This window comes from Ancylothrix sp. D3o, from assembly GCF_025370775.1.
Classification (GTDB): domain Bacteria; phylum Cyanobacteriota; class Cyanobacteriia; order Cyanobacteriales; family Oscillatoriaceae; genus Ancylothrix.
Window position 1 is genome coordinate 449,325 of the sequence record NZ_JAMXEX010000003.1, and the last position, 19,006, is coordinate 468,330.

Genomic DNA, 19,006 nt, shown 5'->3' on the forward strand with positions numbered 1-19,006 from the left:
GCTCAGCACAATAACTTGGATTATACCTCTTTATTCACAATTTCGGTTGCCGCTTCTCTGCTTAAATCTGCCTTGATTTTTTTTTGTGGAGAGATTTTTCTAGCTATGGATGTCTATAAGTTTTTACGTTTTAAATTTATGCCCAGATTTGGATAACTTAAAAGCCAGGGAAATTTTTTTTGGAAAGCGAAACAGTTGTCAAGAACCTTATCCCCTCTTCCCTAGAAGCGAAGGCGGAGTTTTCTCCTTTTCCTCTCAAAGGGGAGGGGGGTGAAAGAAAGAGGTTTTTTGCCTGATTTAGTTGCCCCACAAAGCAACATTCTAGCGGCTCTGAGGAATTGTAAAATAAAACGTTGACCCCATCCCAACACTCGAATCAACCCAAATTTTTCCTCCATGACGTTCTACAATTTTTTTACAAACTGCCAAACCAATACCCGTACCGGCATATTCTTCGCGGGTATGCAAGCGCTGAAAGATTAAAAACACCCGTTCCCGATATTTTGCATCAAAACCAATGCCATTATCGCGCACTAAAAACAACCAGTCGCTTTCTTGCGATTGAACTTGAATTTCAATAACAGGAAGTTTTGAACTGCGGTATTTAATGGAATTGCCGATTAAATTTTGAAACAGTTGTACCAGTTGGGTACTGTCTCCCAAAACAATCGGTAACTCTGGACGAATAATTGTTGCATTACTTTCGTTAATTGCTATTTGAAGATTAGCCAAAGCCTGATCCAGAACAGCATTACCATCCACCGGCACCAGAGCTTTTCCCTTTGTTCCTACCCGCGAATAAGCCAACAAATCTTGAATTAAAACTTGCATTCGCGTTGCGCCATCAACAGCAAAATAAATAAACTCATTTGCCTTTTCATCAAGTTGATCTTGATAGCGACGAGCCAATAATTGAGTGTAACTCATAACTGCACGCAAAGGTTCTTGAAGATCGTGGGAAGCAATATAGGCAAATTGCTCTAACTCGGCATTAGAACGCGCTAACTCGCCAGCGTGTTGTTGCAAAGCGGCTTCAAATCGGCGTCTATCAAGGGCACTTACAATAATTTCTCCGACGATTTTTAAGAGAGTAATATCATGTTCTGTCCAGTTTTTATTAATCCGAATTCGATCACAACCAATACTTCCCACCACTTCCCCACCGGCAGAAAGTGGCACTCGTAATAACGCTTGATAACCGCCTTCTTCAAATTGCTGTTTTTCTGCTGTCGCACTTTCGGGAAAATCAGCAAGAGAAGAAATTTGCACCGGCTCATCTTTTTTTAAAATTTCCGCCGTATATGCAAACACATCCAGGGATAAATTTTGCCGTTGATGAATTTGAGGTTCAATACCCGGACCACACCATTCATGGGTATTACTCATCGTGTGACCATCTTCGCTAAAGAAAAATACCATTGTGCGGTCTACGGCTATAAACTCAGCCAAAGCGTGGAGAGTTTGCTGAATGCCGGTGTCAATTTCGGTTGCTGACAAATTCAGAAAATGCGTAGAAATATCACTAATTAATTGTAGAAAAACCGCTCGATATTCCAGAGATTTTTGGGCAATTTTGCGGTCTGTAATATCAAAAGCTGCCGATAAAACAGCAATATTACCATCATATTCCATTAAAGCCATTGAAAACTCTGCCCAGCGTTCTTGGCCGGTTTTTGTGGTATGTTTAAATTCATAGCGACTGGCAACTTTTTTACCTTTTTGATGCAAAAAAGGATTATTCATTCCAGCGCGAAAGCGGCGACGAATTAATTTCGCAAACTTTGGATGTATTAGGTTTGTGCCGCCCAGCAGTAATTCTTCACGAGTATAGCCGGTGAGAGTTTCGGCGGCGGAGTTGACATAGCGTAGTTGGGTGCCTTGGCTAATAAAAATCGCGGCGGAGACAGTTTCAGCGAGGGTGCGAAAGCGGACTTCTCTTTCTTGCAAGGCAGCGATGGCTTGTCTACGTTCGCTAATATCGGTGTGGATAAAGACTAAACCGACCGGTTTGTGGGTGCTATCTTTGATGGCATAAGCTCGCAGTAAAGTATGGAAAACTTTGCCGTCGGGTTTGTGCATTTGCACTTCGCCCATCCAGCTATCTCCTCGCATCAAACTGTTAAATACTTCTTCGGCAACACTTTGAGAAGCAAAGAGAATTTTTGCTCCTCCGCTGGTGTTGAGTTGCGAAAAATTGTAGCCAAACATTTCTAAAAAAGCCCGGTTGCTATAGATACAGCGAGCATTTAGATTGCTAATAGTAATTGCATCAGAGGCGCTTTCAACGGCTTGAGAAAGCCAAATTAATTGCTCTTCTGCTTGTTTGCGGTCGGTGATATCTATCCAAGATCCAACGGCTTCTATGGGGTGGCCGGCGCTGTCATAAACAAGCTGCATTTTGTCATACACCCAGCGATAGTTGCCGTCTTTGTGGCGAAAACGATATTCTAAAGACAAATAGCCTTGCTCAAAAAGTCGAGGTAGTTCTTTGAAGACACCGGCCTGGTCTTCTGGGTGGAGATTATCTATCCAAAATTGAGAATTTTGGCGTAATTCTTCGGCATCATAGCCAATCACAGCAGAGATATTATTGGTGATAAAGTTCGCCCCCATCTGATCGGATAAAGGTGCAGAATAAATGACGGCTGGACTGGTATTGACTAAGTGTTCTAAACGTGCTTGGGCAATTTGTAGAGAATGTTGGGTTTGTTTGAGCAGGGTAATGTCGCGGCTAATGGCTAAAATTGAAACGACATTCTCGCTTTTATCTGTGTCAAATTCAGGGACAATATGGGTTTGATAGTGACGGATGCCGGTGGGGGAAGCAAAGCTAAATTCAATGGTTTTTTCTGTGCCGGTTTCAAATACTTGTTCGCTTGCTTGTTGCCAAATTTCGATTAATTGTTCTGGCATTCCTACTTCCTGTTTGGTTTTGCCAAGAAAAGTTTCTGGTAATAAGCCGGTGGCTTTTTCTATGGCTGGGTTGATATAAAGGTAGTGCAGTTTCCTGTCAAGTCGGCTGATAATATCGGGGGTATTTTCTGCGAGAGTGCGGAATTTTCGCTCTTGGTAACGAACAGCTTCTTCTGCTTGTTTGCGTTGGGTAATATCTTCAAAAATAGACAGCCAGCCTATGTAATTTCGGTTTTCGTCACAAACTAAACTGGAAATTCGCCGGATCATTCGTCCGTCTTTAAGCGAGAGTTCATCTTCTAACAATGGGCTGGTTTCTAACCCTTTTAAATATTTTCGTTGATTTTTAAAGGTTGCTTCATTTATTACCAGTGGCTTACACATCTTTAAAATTTCTTGGCTTTTAAATTCGCCTTGTTTTAGGGATTCTTCTAAATGAGTAAGTCCCCAAATTTCGCAAAACCGGCGATTAAAATACAAAATTTCATCACTTTGATGATCTACCACATAAAACGCCAAGGGAGACGCGCCAGCCATTGCTCGCAATACTGCTTCTTGCCATTGTAGTTTATCTTGAACTCGCACTCTTTCTGTGATGTCGCTGGCGCAGCCAAGGATTTGTTTTGGTTTACCTTCTGGGGTGCGATTAAATAAGGTTTCATTGGCTTGAAAATAGCGCCATTCTCCGCTTTTATGTCTCATGCGGAATTCAATCGAGAAAATGTCTCCATTTCTGATACTTATTTCTGGTTTATACCAAGCCTTTTGTTGTGCATAATCATCAGGATGCAGTAAGTTTTTGAGGAGATTTTCTCCCATTTCTTGGATTTCTTGAGGAGAATAACCGAGAGATTGGATGACAAAAGAATTGATATAAATATTCTTTTTTTCTACAAGATCATAGACATATAAAATTGCTGGGTTGGTATCAGTGATTTTTTCGATAAAATGTTGACTTTCTTTTAAGGCAAGTTCGGCTTGTTTTCGCTCAGAAATTTCTTGCTGTAATCGCTGGTTTGTTGCTTTTAGTTTTGCTGTTCTTTCTGTTACTAATTGCTCTAGGTGATGTTGATAGCGGTGGAGTTCTTGTTCAACTTGTTTGCGCCGGGTAATATCCATAGCCGTACCGAGAGTTTGTTGGGGTTTATCTTCGGAATTTCGCCGAAAAACTGTATCTCGACTGTATAACCAGCGCCATTCCCCATTTTTTGCCCTTAGCCGATATTCTGTCTCGACAATTTCTCCATCTTTAGCATAGTTTAATCGCGCCATATTTTCATAAAGTTTTTGCCGGTCTTCGGGATGAAGAAGCAGGGCAAAAAAGTTATTTCTCATTGTTTGTACTTCTTCAGGAGAATAACCGAGTATCTTATTAATTTGACCATTTGCATAAATATTTTCCTGTTTGATTACGTCATAAATGTATAAAATTGTCGGTGTTGCTTCAGAAATTTGTTGAATTAAACGCTGATTTTCCCAAAGCGCATTTTCCACTAGTCGATGTTGAGTTACATCTTGATTAATAGAAATCGCCCCTATGTTTTCTCCTTGTTCGCTTTGCAAAGGAACGGCGGAAATTAGCAGGGTTTTTCTTTGGCCGGTAAAACTTTGAATGTTCACTAATTTATTGAGAGTTTTTTCGCCGTTGTTAAAGGCTTTTACTAAAGGCCATTCTTCCGGTTTTAGGCGTTTATTTGTGTCTAGCCACCACCCCAGAAATGGGGAATTTTTATCCTCGTTTATCTGGCAAGTTGCTAATTTTAAAGAGCAATCAGTTTCAGCCAGTTTTAAACGCGACTGTCTTAAGCTTTCGGGAAAATCCCAAATATTTTGAATGGCCAAATTAATCTGCACATTCCCTTCTTTATCGGCTATCCAAACTCCGACGGGAAGGCTATTTAAAACGTTATGTAATAAGGCTTGATTTTGCCGCAGAGCGGTTTCTGCTTTTTTATTTGAGGTGATATCTCGGCAGGTATAAAGGAGGGTTCCCTGTCTGATATTTACTCGTTTTATTGTAACCAGTAATGTATGTAAAATGCCTTCTGTATCAGTAATGCTATGTTCGATATTGTGAATTACTTCAATTTCTTTTTCAGCAATAAATGGAATAATAAAATTTTTAAAAAAATCTCTTCCCAACAAATCAGAAACTTCTAAAATTTCGCATTTCTCTTGAGAAAAGTAGTTAAAAATTGTTTCAAGATTCGGGCAAATAAAGGTGAATTTTCCCTGATCATCGGTGATAAAAATTGTATCGGAAATTTCTCGAAAAACCAGTCTTTGAAGGGCAACGGATTCTTGTAAATCAATTGCGGTTTGTTTTGTGGTGGTTATATCTTCACAAACCATATAAATTACACGCAAGTCTGGCTCACCGGCACTTTCAACAACTACACTCACCCACAAAAAATTGCCTTCGCTGGTTTGCAGTTGAGCTTCCCAGGTAGCGGGGATAGGTAAACACCGGCTACTAAGGCTAAAGTTATGTTGAAAAACTGGCCGGCAGTTTGGATGAATCAAGTTAAAAATTGAGCGGTTAACTAATTGCTCTGGGGTGTATCCTAGACGTTGAGATCCTTTAGGGTTAATTGAGAGAATTATTCCCCTCGCATCAAGGGTAAAGTAAATACTGCTAAGCTTTTCATAAAGCAGTCGGTAGTGGTGAAGTTCCGTTTGCAATTGTTGGCAAGTATCAGCGGTTGAAGTTAAGTTAGTTTCTGAACTTTTCAAAGGCTCGTTTGGAGTAAAGCCGGCGCGGTTGTTCATAGTCAATGCTTTTTGTTGAAAATCTTTTGCTCAGAGCTTTTGGTTAAAAGCTTTCACACTCAATTTTAGGGATTCGTGATTTTTTCTTTTTCTAACCAACCTAGCTATAGTTTAATACAAATTTTTCTGGCAGCGAAAATAAAGTAAGTTGATTCAAGCATTGTTATGTCAGAGTAGGTTCTAGGTTTTCTCTAATCATAAAGGTTATCTTGAAAACCCGGTTTCTCTGCCTGAGCAAAGGATAATTTTTGTTGCTTGACAGCTTATCAAATAAAATCGGCTAATTAATTCTCTTTTGAGACGTAATTAGCCGAAACTTGTTAAAAAATAGAAATTTGCAGGAGTTTTCTTAGTTAGACACTTCCGACATCTCGATTACCCGTCCGTCGATATCTTTAACCAAAAAGTTGAGGGGCTTTTCGCGGCGGATTTTATACTTGACTCCGCGTGTTTGGACGCGCAGCAGCAAACGTTCTAAACATTCATTATCAAAGCAAACATGACGCTGGCGGTCTTTTTGACCAGGACTTGCGCCGGAGATAATATGCAATTGGGTGTTTTTTTGGAGTTGATACCACAAGCCATCGGGCGTACTGGTTTTAGTTGTGGGGCTGACGTTGGCCGCTGACATATAAAATGGATCAAGGCCATTGGTGCTGAGAGTTTGTTCGTAGTTGTAATAATAATGCAAGGGAACATCAGCCACCGGCAGATCCAGCAAGCCTTCATAAAACTGACGAGCAAGTTCAAGGTCAGACACCATAACGGTGTACACTTTTGGGGCGCTTGTCAAAAACATCCACATTGCCCCTGCATAGGCAGCGAGGAGCATGACCATAATCCCCTGAGTGGAAAAAAGAGTGTCTAGGGGAAACGATGCCAAAATGGGACTGAAAACAGGAGCGAAGAAAACTGTTAGAACCATGTAGCAATGGGGGATGAAGAATTCAACCGGCTGCCGGTGTGTGGGTGTGTGAAGGTTATTCGGACATAACCATAGCACCTATGACGATTCTATCAACTCGGTGGGTTGCGATGCGCGGATAAAATGATTTTTCAGAGTCTTGGGCTATTTTAATAAAACCTCACCCCGCCTTATCTCCAAAATCTAACAGGCGAAAGGTTTCTCCTTTGTTTTTTCCCTCCCATCTTGAGGGCAGGGGCGTAGGGGGGTAGGCGACAGAATTTGCAAAGGCATCAGCACCTTGCTCTAGCACCGCTATTTTTAGGACAGAATAAAAGTTATAGTTACTTTAAACTCAAAGTCTAGGAGTAGGGTTGTATTGTGCGAACACCTAATTTACCAGAAAGCAACCACCCGATCATTAAATCGCTTTTTCATTTCAGCGATGCTGACTTGCTGACCTTATTTCAGCGTCACCCGGAGCAAGGAAAGTATTTTACAGCGATTTTTTGCCGGTACAGTCCAATTGTCTATATGTTAATTTCTCAAGCTTGTAAGTCGCCGGTGCAAGCAGAATACCTCTACGCTAAGACTTGGCGGCATATTTTTTATGAATTTGGCTCTTTAGATTTACGCGTTTCTGATGAGCCTGGGGGTTCGGTTTTGACGCTGCAAAATTGGTTAATTAATACGACGGCTGTCTGCGTCAATGGCATGGACTTACCGCCGGTGGAATCTATTCAATATAATGTCGAAATTGCTTCGCCCCCGTTGTGGTGTTATTTACAGCAAGCCCTTGATTTACTTCCCCCTTTGCAGCGGATTATTGTTTTAATGTCTCAAACCTTTGGCTGGAGTGAATCTCGCATTGCCGCTTACCTACAAGCCGAAGGAGAAGAAATTTCTCCGGCTGAAGTACGGCAGTTGTTGGAAGACGGTTGTAGGCGTATTCAAGATACCTTACCTGCTGATATTCATACAATATATTTAGACCAACCGGTGGGGGTTATCTAAACAAAAGAATTTTTTTTTCTCAACTTTAATGGCAGCTAAACAAAGAACCAATTTCAAGTTATATCTGCTAGAGGATGCGGTTTATTTTCCACTGCTAAAAACCTTAGCTTCCCCCAATTATTGCCGACAATCTCGACAACTTGACGTTAGGAATGAAAAAAAGATTGTAGATGTCAAATCATGCAAAAATTGCGAAAAATTTGGATAGGAAGTGTCTTAATTAGCTTATCGGTTTTTGTCTTGGGGGTTTACTATCCCCTCGCCAACAAAAACAGCGAAGTTGAAAAAGACTACTCCCTCGAAAGCCTCACCCTAACTCCAAACCCCAAAGTTCCAAAAAAGTTTTCTGAGTCTGCTTGGGGTAATGTGGGTGCCGGTGGCTACCAAGCAGCAGCGCAGTGGATGGCTGCCAATAATACCAAAAGCAGAAAACTCGATGATTGGCAAAAATACTATCTCCGCCCTCATTTTGGCGATTTGGTAGATCAAGTTGATGTGATTTATAATGCTACTCTACCCGATGAATGGGTGGCTGCCAGCTTTCGCGTCGATTTGAGCAAGTCTAACGCTCAAGTTTATGGTAACAAAATTTATATTAGCGGCCCCTACAAACCCCGCGATGACCGGCAGCTTATTTTACTCGCCCATGAATTAGTTCATGTGCGCCAGTATCACGAGTTGGGGAGTTTAGATAAGTTTGGCTATCAGTATTTTAAAGAATATGAACGGGCTGGGCAAGTTTATAAACATAATCGCATGGAACAAGAAGCTTTTAAGTTTGAACGGATCTTTGCTATCTGGTTAATTCAGCAAAGGGCTCGTTATCCCCAACAGTAGCCTTTAGCGATATAATATGGGCTGATAGCCAGGGGGCTTGCGGGAACTCTCATCAAGGGTTTTGTTTCTATTTTTGTATTGCCGTTGTGTTTTGTTCTTTGGGTTATTTAGTATGAAACGTTCGCTCTTTTCTGTGGTGGTTGCTTTGGTTTTTGCTTGGCTGGTGGCTTTTGCTGCAACACCGGCTTTTGCTGCCACACCGGCCACTCCCCACCGTATTGATGTTTCTGTTAAAAAAATTCCGCCCGTTAACAATCTCAGTCAGGTTCGCGGCTCTTTGCTCAGTGTTTGGGTGGCTGCCGATCATTCGGGCGACACTTTGGGATGCCGGTGTGTCAGTTGTTTGGGTTTAGCAGGAAGTTATAACTTGCCGGTGTAATTGATTTTTTTAACCCAGACACCCAAAAAGTTTTATTTCCTCAAAAGCTTGAAATCCAGGGTTTTTAAAAACTCTGGATTTTGATTTTTAGGTAAATTGAAATTTAGCAAAGCTTGACAGCAATTGAGTTTGAGACGTTATCAAAAAAATCAAACTCGCTTAAATTACTAACAATTAGACATTTAACCAGGTTTCATCAAATTTAGTGCTGGGAAGAATAACGCTAACAGTAGTGCCTTTTTTAAGTTGGCTTTCGATGCGAATTTGTCCGTGATGATTTTCGACTATCGCACCGGCTATAGCTAATCCTAACCCAGAACCAGCCGCACTGCTATGGCTGCGGGCAGGATCGGCTCGGTAAAAGCGATTGAATAAATGGGGCAAAGCTTCCGAAGGAATGCCGGTGCCGGTGTCTGTAATTTTGATGTGCAGGTAAAGATTATTGCTGTTTCTGGCCGGGGTACTTTCCAATTCAATCAAAATTTTTCCACCGGCAGGAGTATGTTGCAGGGCATTATTTACTAAATTCGTAAAAAGTCTCGCCAGTTGATCCCAATCTCCTTTTACGATGAAGGCATTTCCCGGCAGATTAGCAATTTGCAGCTTATTAAGGATTAGTAGCGGCGGGTCTTTAATATCCAAATGTAAATTGACGTTTTTTTCCTTAGCGCTGAGCAGTTGTTCTTCGATCACTTCCATCAGTAAAGCATCAAGCGGAACTTCTTCCCGCGTTTGATTAATATTCCCGCTGTCTTGTCTGGCTAAAAACAGCAAGTCATCCACAAGCCGGCCTAATCTTCGCGTCAGCCGTTCGATAATTTGCCATTGTTGCCGGTTTTGGCTGTCAATTTCTGGGTCAGATAAAGCAACTTGAACATTAGTTTGGATAATCGCTATCGGGTTTCTCAATTCGTGGGAGGCGTCGGCGGTAAATTGTTTGAGTCTTTGGTACGATTCTCGCACCGGCTCTATCGCCAACCCCGATAATAACCAGCCAATAAAAGCTACTGAAATCACCATTAAACTAATGCCGATGCTGAGGTCAGCAATTAACTGCCGGCTGGGTTTTGTAACTTCAAACCAAGGATGACTGGCTCTTAAATATCCTAAAACTTGCCGGTTGATTTCGATTCGTTCTGTAACTTGCCGCAGCAGTTGTCCGTTGGGAAGTTGTACTGTTTTTCCCGCCCGATTTGGATACAGTTCACTTGTACCGGCAACCGCTAAAGTTGTCCACAATAAATCGCCGGTGGGACTAAACCATTCTAAGTCGATGTGGTCGTCTTCTAAAGTTTGGGTATTGTCTCGAAAACTTGCTTCTATATTTATTCGCAGTTTTCCTTGCTCTGCCCTTCCCGCATTCAACGGTTCAATAACGAGAGAACGTTCTACCACTTCCACAACGTGGTTTAAGGTGTCGTCTATCCTTTCAATCAAGGTGGTTCGGACGTATAAATATACGCCGGTGGCAAATAACAACAGCAATACAGCCGTCACGGCTGTGTACCAAAGGGCTAAACGCCGGCGTGTGGTTTGAAACATAAAAACCTTGTAATTATTCGCTTCTCAATGTTATAAGCCAAAACTCAATCAACCTTTTTTTTTCTGTCGTTATTTCCCGTTTTCATATTCTGGCAAAAAAACACCCTTTTTCAAAGAAACCGGTTTTTAAGTCTCATAAAGTTTCTCTCTAGCTGTTTTTTCCCGCAAGGCGGACAAACCCTACTATAAACGAGCTTTTGATAAGTCTGGCTTTTACCCTTTCTTCTTTCCTATCTAATTTTTCTATCAATTTTGGCAAAATTTTTCCTAATTATTGCAAATAATTATCAATTACGGCCACGAGCGATTAAGGGGTTGACAAATTTTGTGCTTTGTGGTTACTTAATTATTAAATGTAGAATTTTATATTTTTTACCAAAAATTTCTGTAAACGCGGCTTTGCCGTTTTTTTTGTGCCAAAACCCTTAAAACCTCGTTTTCCCTAAGTCGAAGTGAGTCCGCTTAAGAAGTTGGTCTCTCACGAGGTAAAAACCTGAGTAAAAATACTTACATTGACAATCTTAAAAAAATATGGTAATAGCAGACGAAAGTAAATTAGGGATTCTACTTAATGAAATCCCCAACAAGAATAAATGTTTGTCGAATGAGTGCCGGTGGGCCAATTGATTCTCCCAGAAGTCGAGATATCAACCCGCGCTTACTCTAGGTCATCAAATAACTCATCCGGTACTACACACTCAGATACGATAGCAAGTTCCGCTTCAACTGCTCGCTTAATCAACACTAGGCAAGCTTCATTGCCGAGAGTGCTTATCTGTTTGATGATTTCGTTGGTTAATTCGAGTTTGGTTGGGTGCATGGTTGTCTATAAATAAATTTCAGTAAAACATCAAAATTAACAGAAAGTTAAAGTGCAAGAAAATTCTCAAACCAAACATTGATTTCAGTTCCAGAAGTTAACGCGGGGAGAAAAGTATAACACTCTCCAGTCGCGAAAAATTGAGCAAAAGAATTATTAACCGTATTTGGATAATTCACAATAATGGGTGCGTAGCGCGTGGCAGATGGTCGCCAATTAATAGGTAGTGTAAATATGGGGGAAAATTGCCCCATTCCCGCCTGAAAAGTTATTTTGGCAGCACCACAAATAAACACCCCAGTAGTGCTACGTCTTAAAGCTAGAGGGTTTGGGCCGGCGCTCCATCCAGTGTTATAAGCGGGGCTTGTCCATTGGCTCGTGTAGTGATCATGCGTTGCCGGTGGGTAAGTTGCGGGTTTATTTGATATTTCTTCCCACGTTGGCACTTTTTTCTGGTTTAAATCAATTATCTGCATAAAGATTAGCTCTCCACCGTAACTAATACAGTTGTTGCCGCGCCGCTAGAAATAGCGGTTACCAATCCCAGAGTTTCTGGGATAGCAAAGTTCCCCGGTGGTAGGGGGAAAGAGTATAAACTTGTGGTCGCATTACCACCCAAACAAATAAAAACGGGTACAGTGCCATTATTATAAATACTCACCCGTCGCCAATCGACAGCAGTTGTTTCAGATGCAAGGGTTGCCGCCGCGCCTTCTGTCGAAATAGGTACAGTTGTTTGAGCACTTGGCGGCGTTACCGTCCTAGATGCACCGGACGCGGCGCGAACGGCTCGCAATAAGTTTGCATTGATTGTGTTTGCCGCCGGCGTTGCCGCTGCCGTGCCCAAAACACTCTCAATACCATCTGTGAATCCTTCCAACTGATCTACAAAACCGGCAATTGCACCTAAGCGCGCAAGTAAAGAGCCGGTGCTGCTTGCAGCGTCGCCGGTTGTTCCGATTGCAGCTTCCAAACCATCAACAAGAGCCGCAATTGCACCTAAGCGCGCAAGTAAAGAGCCGGCGGCGTTTGCTACATCTGCCGGCGTGCCTACCGCAGTTTCTAACCCATCAATATTTGTATTGATTGTTGTTAACGTGCTGTTTGCGTCATTTACTGGTACTAGAGAATAAATACTCGTCATTATTTCCTCTTAAAAATAATGTCCAAAACTACAGCAAGCAAACCCGCACCAATGGTAAAAAATGCCCACGTTAAAAACTCAAGTTTTGTGTTAATTGCTGAAAGCTGGGAACTAACAACACTTTTAAAATCATCTATTCGGCGCTCGTTTTGATAGGCTTTCTCAGCGGTTATCGCATCGTGTTTCTCCAATTTATCAAGCCGTAGATTTACATATTCATCTGGTGTGAGACTCATGGTTTTATTTCGAGCGAGTTTGAAATTTGGCCGTCATGCCAGAAGACTTCAAGGGTTATATCTTTAAAATACTTAGGAACTTGAATTTCCCACATATATTGATTCACCCCCTCTATTTTTGGGGCCACTATAAAGTTGAGGTTGTTAATCTTCAAAAATTGGCGGTAAATTAAACCGGCACCAGTGAAGGTTGTTTGAGAGTCTGGGAAGAAAGAGGAATAAACGTTAAAAGTGCCCCCCCAGTTCCAATTTTTTCCCTCGCTTTGAGTGCATGACGTACCAACCAAAAAAACAGAACTGGGTGATAAGCCTGTCTGCGATGGTATAGGCTGAAAGCGCTCTATACCATCCGACCCTAAAAATGTTTGAGAAGCTAAAGTGATTCGTCTTGCTAAATTCCAAGTTAAATTAGAATTCTCAAGAATGAGAGAGGAACCCCAAGGCAAGGTCATAAGCCTCTGTTAAATAAACTCTAGGGTCAAAACCGGCGTCGCTTAAAGCGTCCATACAGTCATCTACGCTTTGATTGTTTAGCGGGTTTTCTAACATTGCCGCAAGAGTTAACCCGCTAGTAACAATTTTGTTGAAATTATGCCAATTATCACCGTTAATTTCAGGAATGATTAATGTTGTAAAATCTTCCATTAGCTCAAGCTAGTAAGTTGGGGAATAACTTTCAAAGAGCGAGTGGTATTTGCTGCTGTAACCCATGTATTTAAGCCGGCATTACCTTTGATTGCAGTTGAAGCGGCTTCAAAAGTTTCTATTGCACTGCCGGCCTCTTGACCAAACGGCGCGCTTACTGACTGAGACGGGTAACTGGTGTAGCTAATGTTTGTAAACCGGCTAGTTTGCTGGGTTCCCGTTGCGTCTTTATTTTTAAGCAACACTTTAGCAAACTTAAATTTGTTGGCAGCAATTGCCGTCCACACTTCAGTCCCGGCGGGTGGAGTTGTTAGACCGTTTACAGTCGTTCTTGCTCGACTACCTAAAGCCGCAATAATTAACCCTACCATTTCTGTCGCCGTTTCTTTTTGAACTCCTGCTGTTCCGCCCGTAATAGAGGGAGCGTTAGGGCCTAATATTTGACATTTCAAAACAGTATTAGCAGCTGCTGCTACCCCAAAGGGCTTGATATATCCGTCAATCCGATCTGTAACGACTCGTCCGCCATTCATTTTTCCCCTAAATGCTGTTTGCTTGGCTTCTCTTGTTAGTGCTCGCCATGCTTCTAAAGCGGTTTTTGCTGCTTGTAATTCTGCCGCGCGCTCAATATCGGTAAATCGTGCCATAAATTCAAAGTCTTGTTAATTGTTCTTACAATCCAACACTACCAACAGTTTTGAGATTTTAAAGATTATCAGACAAGTTAAACTTGTCCGACGAGTGATCATACGTTCTCACCGGCCGGCTCAAAAACTTTACCGGTCAACCTGCTATAAAGCTGTACCGGGTTAACAAGCCCGTCTATATGCAGAATTGCGTAAGCAAACCTAACATCTGCTATCGGTCTTTTTCGCTTAGCGTTTCGTTGCTTGCCAAAAACTAACTTTTTAGGCGGAACGGTGGGAAATGCAGTCATCTCATCATCACGATTCATTTTGTCAAGAATCGCTGGTTTAATTACATGGTTTCTAATTAACAAAACTTTTTCTATCAAGTTTCTAGCATCTGTTTCAGAACGTGCGAGCAGCCTAAAATCGTACCCCTCCTCTTTGTCTAGGTAAAGATACTTTTCTTTACCTTTTTTGAATATATAACCACCGTTCGCACCGAAAATCTGTTCTATTTTCTTCGCTAGTATCCCTGCTTTTGCTTCTGTCATTGTCTCGGATGTTTCGTCATTTAATCGAAAAGAACACTCTAACCATAGCGGCGAAAAACCATCATCTACATCTGCTGAGTCTTCTAAGAAAAACAGCTTTACTTGCGGTCTGTGAATTATTCCAGAATCAGCCGCCGGAATACCTAAAATCGGCGGATGTTCATCTTGAAAAGTTGACTCACTGTTTATTAAAAAGTGAAACAGCAAAATACGCATGATTGTCATGCTTGCTGTATCTTTGTCTTGATGCGTGCAAGCATACTTTAGATTTGTTTCGGGAATGTTTAAATTTAAGTCGTTGTCTACATCTACATTGCGGAAATATTTTAAAACCTTTTTGTTTTCAAATTTTCTGAGTAAATCTTGCAGATGCTCAAAAGGCGAAAAATTATCAGGTATTGCCATTTGTACCTCTTATGGTTTTTCACTAATTAACAAAGGTGTTGCACCGGCTGTGCTATTGGTTTTGGCTTCTGTTTCTGTAGCCGTTGTTTTGGCGGGCGTTGGTGCCGGTATTCCGGTTTTTTCCTCTTTATCAAGCAACTCTTTAAAGTCGTCAATTTCTTTTTGTATCTGAGAAACTTGTTGCTGAGATGAAATAACCTCTTGCGCTACTTGGTCGGTAGTTTCTACTCCCTGCTGGGATTTTTCAGCGAACCTACTAAACGGATTACTAAAGAATGGTTGAGGGTTCATCCAATTAAAAGCAGACTCCGAAACTTCTCCCCACTTTTTAAGAGCATTTCCGATGCGTGCAACTTTTCCGCCGACTATTTCCAACGCGCTGAGAATTGATTGATTCAAACTTTGAATACTTCCTAACAAGTTAGCCGCCGCCTGATAAATTCTGTTGTATTTATTCCATTGTTTCTTCAATTCTGAATTAGTCTCTTTACCAATAAACCCGTCAACAAGGCCATTAAAAGCACCACTAACAGCCGGCCCTATGTCGATAGGTTCATCCTCTACTCCTCTTAACCCCAGAGCATTACCGCCGGCAGTAAGCAAACTATTAGCCATGCTTATTAATGATGAGCCTAATTGATTTGATAACATGGCTGCGTTATGAATTGTGCTAACTAGAATTAGTAAATTTAACACTCTATCAAACTGTATCCATTTTAAAAACTTTCCTACTACCTCTGACAATTTTGTCAGTGATTCCTTTACAGCTTTCACAGCTTCATCTAGCAGGTTTAAAGCGGGCCTTAGCCATGCTTCTAAAGCTGCAAAACCGTTTTTTACTCCTATTAAAATATCGTCGGCAACTTGAGACAATTTAGCTGAGAGGCTTGCAATATTACTATTAATTGCGCTTGCAGCCGTGTTTACAGTGCTAACGGTATTACTATTAATTGCATTTGCAGCCGTGTTTACAGTGCTAACGGTATTACTATTAATTGCATTTGCAGCCGTGTTTACAGTGCTAACGGTATTGGTATTAATTGCGTTTGTAGCCGTATTTACAGCGCTTACAGTGTTTGTATTGATGGCATTGGTAGCCGTATTTACTGCGTTTACAGTGTTTGTATTGATGCTATTGGTAGCCGTATTTACAGCGCTTACAGTGTTTGTATTGATGCTATTGGTAGCCGTATTTACTGCACTAGAAGTATTGCTGTTAATACTACTAATGGCATTATTCACGACGGTAGTAGTGTTTGCGTTTATATTTTGAATGCTTGAACTATTGAGAGAGATATTATTAACAGTATTTTGTAAAGTCGTAATTTGACCTTTCTGTTGTTGAAGCTGTTGCATAATTGGCGACAAATCACAGGGCATTTCTTCATCCTCTCTTTGTGGGGTGTTCCAAGTATCTGTTTTTTTCCATCTTTGTTTAAAAGGGTCATCTCCATTTATTTCATGTGAAGGATAAGAGTAATCTGGAAAAACTAGAGGCTCATCCGGTATCACATAACGCACAAATCTTGAGATGGCTGGAATAGGGCGAAAAGTCACGTTTACCCATCGGAACCCATTCCACCATAAAAATTGTTGAGGAGAATAAGGATCATTGTTACTAGCTGCATATAACGGATTTTTTAACGTCGCGTCTTGTCCTTTGAAGTCAAGTTTTTTTATTGTTAAAACGCTGGTAGCAGAGAAAGTGAGTAATTGTCCCATGTCGTACTCTACATACCATTGATTTAACCAACTCCAATATTGCCCCGAACTTCTATTTAGGTGTTGCCCTGGATTGTTGGGCATCCATACACTGCCATACCTTTTTATCTGTATCGGCTCTACAGTAGTCGTATATTGGCTGTCTATTTGAAGGTGCAAATGATAGGGAAAATAACCCACAAATATGTTATAAACACAGCCAGCCCCTACACCATCGTTTTGTGACCCGTTAGGATAACTCAAGTGAACAAAACCGCTTGCTGATATTCCGCTTATTTCAACACTTGAAGTTATCGAACCAGACCCCGGTGGGTAAGGCTGTCCAGGTGCCGGTGCCGGTGGTAGGGGAGTCTCTCTCTCGCCTCCATCTTTTTCAATGGGACGATCTAATTCTTTCTCTAAACTTACCGGCCCGTCTAGTTGAGAATCTCTAATAATTGTTGGGTCTATCCAGTTAAGGATCGCTTTCCCTATTCCCCAGCCAACTTGAAAGGCGGTGATAGCGCTGGAAATTTTACCGGCAGCGCCTAAAGCGGTTTTTGCTATTACACCTTTTCCCACAGAAGTAGAAGCGCCTGTAATTCCCGGTTTTAACCCCGGTGGCGGGCCTTTCATTGGGCTAGATAAAGGCGTTTTTGGGTTTTTCCAAGGTTGCCAAGTTATCCCTTTTCCTAACTCCCTATTGCGTGCGGCTTGTTCTGCTATTTTGGCTTGTTGGGCATAGGTAGACGCGGGCTGAGAGCCAAAACCGGGATTTTTACCGCCATACTGTTGAGCCATTCTTTGTTGCCAAGAAAGGCCGGCACCTTTCCCTCCAAACATCCCGTTACCTACATAAGGTTTAGATGGGGGTCTCTTGGGAAAATTAACAACGTTTGGCGAGTTGTTTTTGGGGAATTGTATTACATTGTTACCCCTAAGCGGTGGCGGGTTTCTAACGGGGTGGTTCCTCATATTTTACCGCCATGTTTTTACTAAAAGGGTTACTGTCGTGTCAGACTGAAAAAATAACTGTTTTGATTTTGTGGGGTAAATTGCTGAGTGTTCTTCTGAGTGAGCGGGTAAATAATCAAATAAATTATCTGATAAATCATTCAGGCTCCAAGCCCATTTTATCGGGGCGACAATTTCACCACCGGCCCCTCTACATTTAAAGGAATAGGCTTGCGTATTGTCTGGTAGGCTAAAGGTGTGAGGTTGGTTCGCAGTAAGGGTTACAAGACTTCTGTACTCTACCAAGTTAGCAATATCTGAAAATTGCTGATAGCCTTCTTCATAAGCAGCCATAAAAAATGATATTGAATCATCGGCACTTAATGAACACTTACCCCAGATGTGAGTGCCGTTTTGAACCATAAGGCTCGGATTGTTTGTTAATATCTCTAATAAGTTTACTTCTTGATGTGGTTTTCGATGAAATAGCGGCACGGAAAACTTATATTTTTTCTCTCCATTCAACCCTTCACTAAAATAAATTTCTAAAAGTTTGTGAGGGAAGTTTTCGGAAACTAAATTGTATTGATATTGCTCGATTTCCGTTTCGGAATAATAGGGCTTTTGTTCTGTAGGTGCCGGTTTGGCAAACTTTAACTCTTGAATGCTAGGAAGCTTTGCGAACAGCCTCATATCAAACAAATAGCCCTCTAATGGGATGCTGTCTTTAATTGATGGAGTATAAAGCAAAACCTCTTGATTGATGGAGGTAATCTCAGGGCTTAGATTTCTATTTAAAAAGACCGGCTCTAATGGCATACTAACCCCCAAAGGCTTTAATAAGAGTCTGTTCTTTATAAAGTTTCGCATTCATAATTAATAGGGGTGCGTCACAAAACGACCGTATTTCACACTTTTTGAACAGTCGTTAGTTTTGCGGGTTTTGTTAGGGCAAAATTGTAAATAAAGCCATCTGATAATCAAAGTCTAAAAAACACCCCTTTTTTGTATGAATATTGGTTATGCTCGCGTTTCAACAAATGACCAAAACCTCCACTTGCAGTTAGACGCTCTCAACAAGGCCGGCTGTGAGAAGATTTTTACAGATGAGATGACCGGCTCAAAGATGGATCGCCCTGGTTTAGACGCGGCGCTGGCTTACCTCAGAGAGGGTGATAGGTTGATAATTTGGAAGATTGACAGGATAGGGCGAAACAGTAGAGGCGTGCTGGCTTTTGTTGATGAGATTGAGGCTAAGGGCTGTTTTCTGTCTTCAATAACAGAGGGTGGAGGCACCGGCACCCCTACGGAGAAATTTTTTCTTGCCATGTTGACGGCGTTCGCAGAATTGGAGCGAGGCAACTTGATTGAGCGGACAAATGCCGGTCTTGCAGCGGCTAGGGCACGGGGTAGGTTTGGCGGGCGTCCGCGAAAACTTTCCCCCCAACAAGAGAAAGGTTTGCTTGCGATGCTTGCCAATCCTGAAAATTCTATCAGTGAGATTGCTGAGGCGTTTGGTCTTAGTCGGACGTCTGTCTACACTTATTTAAAAAGAAACAACCG

Annotated in this window: 17 protein-coding genes; 4 read left to right on the plus strand and 13 right to left on the minus strand. The window is 41.6% G+C overall.

What is annotated here, in order from left to right; all coding sequences use genetic code 11:
• Positions 1-321 precede the first annotated feature (321 nt).
• Both NG798_RS09250 and NG798_RS09255 read right to left on the minus strand, forming a co-directional pair.
• Complete coding sequence (locus NG798_RS09250; RefSeq protein ID WP_261222148.1) at positions 322-5,682, minus strand: PAS domain S-box protein; 5,361 nt, start codon at positions 5,680-5,682, stop codon at positions 322-324.
• Positions 5,683-6,031: 349 nt separating this feature from the next.
• The gene (locus NG798_RS09255) at positions 6,032-6,607 is read right to left on the minus strand and encodes a glyoxalase-like domain protein (RefSeq protein WP_261222183.1); all 576 of its coding nucleotides are present in this window, start codon (positions 6,605-6,607) and stop codon (positions 6,032-6,034) included.
• Positions 6,608-6,967: 360 nt separating this feature from the next.
• On the opposite strand from NG798_RS09255, the gene NG798_RS09260 reads away from it, so the two are divergent.
• The 3 genes from NG798_RS09260 to NG798_RS09270 all read left to right on the plus strand — a co-directional run bounded on the left by NG798_RS09260 (position 6,968) and on the right by NG798_RS09270 (position 8,816).
• Positions 6,968-7,600 carry a sigma factor-like helix-turn-helix DNA-binding protein gene (locus tag NG798_RS09260; protein WP_261222150.1) on the plus strand — a complete coding sequence of 211 codons (633 nt, stop codon included), beginning with the start codon at positions 6,968-6,970 and terminating at the stop codon, positions 7,598-7,600.
• A 180-nt stretch (positions 7,601-7,780) separates the two neighbouring features.
• A complete protein-coding gene (locus tag NG798_RS09265) occupies positions 7,781-8,437 on the plus strand; it encodes a DUF4157 domain-containing protein (RefSeq protein ID WP_261222151.1) in 657 nt (218 codons plus the stop codon).
• Positions 8,438-8,549: 112 nt separating this feature from the next.
• A complete protein-coding gene (locus tag NG798_RS09270; RefSeq protein ID WP_261222152.1) occupies positions 8,550-8,816 on the plus strand; it encodes a hypothetical protein in 267 nt (88 codons plus the stop codon).
• 174 nt (positions 8,817-8,990) lie between these two features.
• Here NG798_RS09270 and NG798_RS09275 read toward each other — a convergent pair whose 3' ends face one another.
• The 11 genes from NG798_RS09275 to NG798_RS09325 all read right to left on the minus strand — a co-directional run bounded on the left by NG798_RS09275 (position 8,991) and on the right by NG798_RS09325 (position 18,262).
• Positions 8,991-10,358 carry a cell wall metabolism sensor histidine kinase WalK gene (locus NG798_RS09275; RefSeq protein ID WP_261222153.1) on the minus strand — a complete coding sequence of 456 codons (1,368 nt, stop codon included), beginning with the start codon at positions 10,356-10,358 and terminating at the stop codon, positions 8,991-8,993.
• A gap of 658 nt (positions 10,359-11,016) precedes the next feature.
• Complete coding sequence (locus NG798_RS09280; protein WP_261222156.1) at positions 11,017-11,178, minus strand: hypothetical protein; 162 nt, start codon at positions 11,176-11,178, stop codon at positions 11,017-11,019.
• 47 nt (positions 11,179-11,225) lie between these two features.
• Positions 11,226-11,654 carry a hypothetical protein gene (locus NG798_RS09285; RefSeq protein ID WP_261222158.1) on the minus strand — a complete coding sequence of 143 codons (429 nt, stop codon included), beginning with the start codon at positions 11,652-11,654 and terminating at the stop codon, positions 11,226-11,228.
• A 5-nt stretch (positions 11,655-11,659) separates the two neighbouring features.
• The gene (locus tag NG798_RS09290) at positions 11,660-12,322 is read right to left on the minus strand and encodes a hypothetical protein (protein WP_261222160.1); all 663 of its coding nucleotides are present in this window, start codon (positions 12,320-12,322) and stop codon (positions 11,660-11,662) included.
• Positions 12,322-12,558, minus strand: a complete 237-nt coding sequence (locus tag NG798_RS09295; protein WP_261222161.1) for a hypothetical protein — start codon at positions 12,556-12,558, stop codon at positions 12,322-12,324. Before NG798_RS09295 ends, NG798_RS09290 begins: the two co-directional genes overlap by 1 nt.
• Complete coding sequence (locus NG798_RS09300) at positions 12,555-13,010, minus strand: hypothetical protein (protein WP_261222162.1); 456 nt, start codon at positions 13,008-13,010, stop codon at positions 12,555-12,557. The genes NG798_RS09295 and NG798_RS09300 overlap by 4 nt, the downstream gene beginning before the upstream one ends.
• Entirely contained in the window at positions 12,976-13,203 is a 228-nt protein-coding gene (locus tag NG798_RS09305) for a hypothetical protein (protein ID WP_261222163.1), read from the minus strand. Before NG798_RS09305 ends, NG798_RS09300 begins: the two co-directional genes overlap by 35 nt.
• The gene (locus NG798_RS09310; RefSeq protein ID WP_261222164.1) at positions 13,203-13,850 is read right to left on the minus strand and encodes a hypothetical protein; all 648 of its coding nucleotides are present in this window, start codon (positions 13,848-13,850) and stop codon (positions 13,203-13,205) included. The genes NG798_RS09305 and NG798_RS09310 overlap by 1 nt, the downstream gene beginning before the upstream one ends.
• A gap of 98 nt (positions 13,851-13,948) precedes the next feature.
• Entirely contained in the window at positions 13,949-14,788 is an 840-nt protein-coding gene (locus tag NG798_RS09315) for a hypothetical protein (RefSeq protein WP_261222165.1), read from the minus strand.
• A gap of 9 nt (positions 14,789-14,797) precedes the next feature.
• Positions 14,798-17,332 (minus strand): hypothetical protein, encoded by a 2,535-nt coding sequence (locus NG798_RS09320; protein ID WP_261222166.1) that lies wholly within the window; start codon positions 17,330-17,332, stop codon positions 14,798-14,800.
• Between the two features lie 135 nt (positions 17,333-17,467).
• The gene (locus NG798_RS09325) at positions 17,468-18,262 is read right to left on the minus strand and encodes a hypothetical protein (protein WP_261222167.1); all 795 of its coding nucleotides are present in this window, start codon (positions 18,260-18,262) and stop codon (positions 17,468-17,470) included.
• Between the two features lie 190 nt (positions 18,263-18,452).
• Here NG798_RS09325 and NG798_RS09330 point away from each other — a divergent pair.
• On the plus strand, positions 18,453-19,006 hold a 554-nt coding region (locus tag NG798_RS09330; protein WP_261222168.1), incomplete at its 3' end, for a recombinase family protein.

What these genes read in the sequence shown, in the direction of transcription:
- NG798_RS09250 (WP_261222148.1), bottom strand. Translation starts at nt 5,682, where the DNA reads ATGAACAACCGCGCCGGCTTTACTCCAAACGAGCCTTTGAAAAGTTCA.
- NG798_RS09255 (WP_261222183.1), bottom strand. Translation starts at nt 6,607, where the DNA reads ATGGTTCTAACAGTTTTCTTCGCTCCTGTTTTCAGTCCCATTTTGGCA.
- NG798_RS09265 (WP_261222151.1), top strand. Translation starts at nt 7,781, where the DNA reads ATGCAAAAATTGCGAAAAATTTGGATAGGAAGTGTCTTAATTAGCTTA.
- NG798_RS09270 (WP_261222152.1), top strand. Translation starts at nt 8,550, where the DNA reads ATGAAACGTTCGCTCTTTTCTGTGGTGGTTGCTTTGGTTTTTGCTTGG.
- NG798_RS09275 (WP_261222153.1), bottom strand. Translation starts at nt 10,358, where the DNA reads ATGTTTCAAACCACACGCCGGCGTTTAGCCCTTTGGTACACAGCCGTG.
- NG798_RS09280 (WP_261222156.1), bottom strand. Translation starts at nt 11,178, where the DNA reads ATGCACCCAACCAAACTCGAATTAACCAACGAAATCATCAAACAGATA.
- NG798_RS09285 (WP_261222158.1), bottom strand. Translation starts at nt 11,654, where the DNA reads ATGCAGATAATTGATTTAAACCAGAAAAAAGTGCCAACGTGGGAAGAA.
- NG798_RS09290 (WP_261222160.1), bottom strand. Translation starts at nt 12,322, where the DNA reads ATGACGAGTATTTATTCTCTAGTACCAGTAAATGACGCAAACAGCACG.
- NG798_RS09295 (WP_261222161.1), bottom strand. Translation starts at nt 12,558, where the DNA reads ATGAGTCTCACACCAGATGAATATGTAAATCTACGGCTTGATAAATTG.
- NG798_RS09300 (WP_261222162.1), bottom strand. Translation starts at nt 13,010, where the DNA reads ATGACCTTGCCTTGGGGTTCCTCTCTCATTCTTGAGAATTCTAATTTA.
- NG798_RS09305 (WP_261222163.1), bottom strand. Translation starts at nt 13,203, where the DNA reads ATGGAAGATTTTACAACATTAATCATTCCTGAAATTAACGGTGATAAT.
- NG798_RS09310 (WP_261222164.1), bottom strand. Translation starts at nt 13,850, where the DNA reads ATGGCACGATTTACCGATATTGAGCGCGCGGCAGAATTACAAGCAGCA.
- NG798_RS09315 (WP_261222165.1), bottom strand. Translation starts at nt 14,788, where the DNA reads ATGGCAATACCTGATAATTTTTCGCCTTTTGAGCATCTGCAAGATTTA.
- NG798_RS09320 (WP_261222166.1), bottom strand. Translation starts at nt 17,332, where the DNA reads ATGTTTGGAGGGAAAGGTGCCGGCCTTTCTTGGCAACAAAGAATGGCT.
- NG798_RS09325 (WP_261222167.1), bottom strand. Translation starts at nt 18,262, where the DNA reads ATGCCATTAGAGCCGGTCTTTTTAAATAGAAATCTAAGCCCTGAGATT.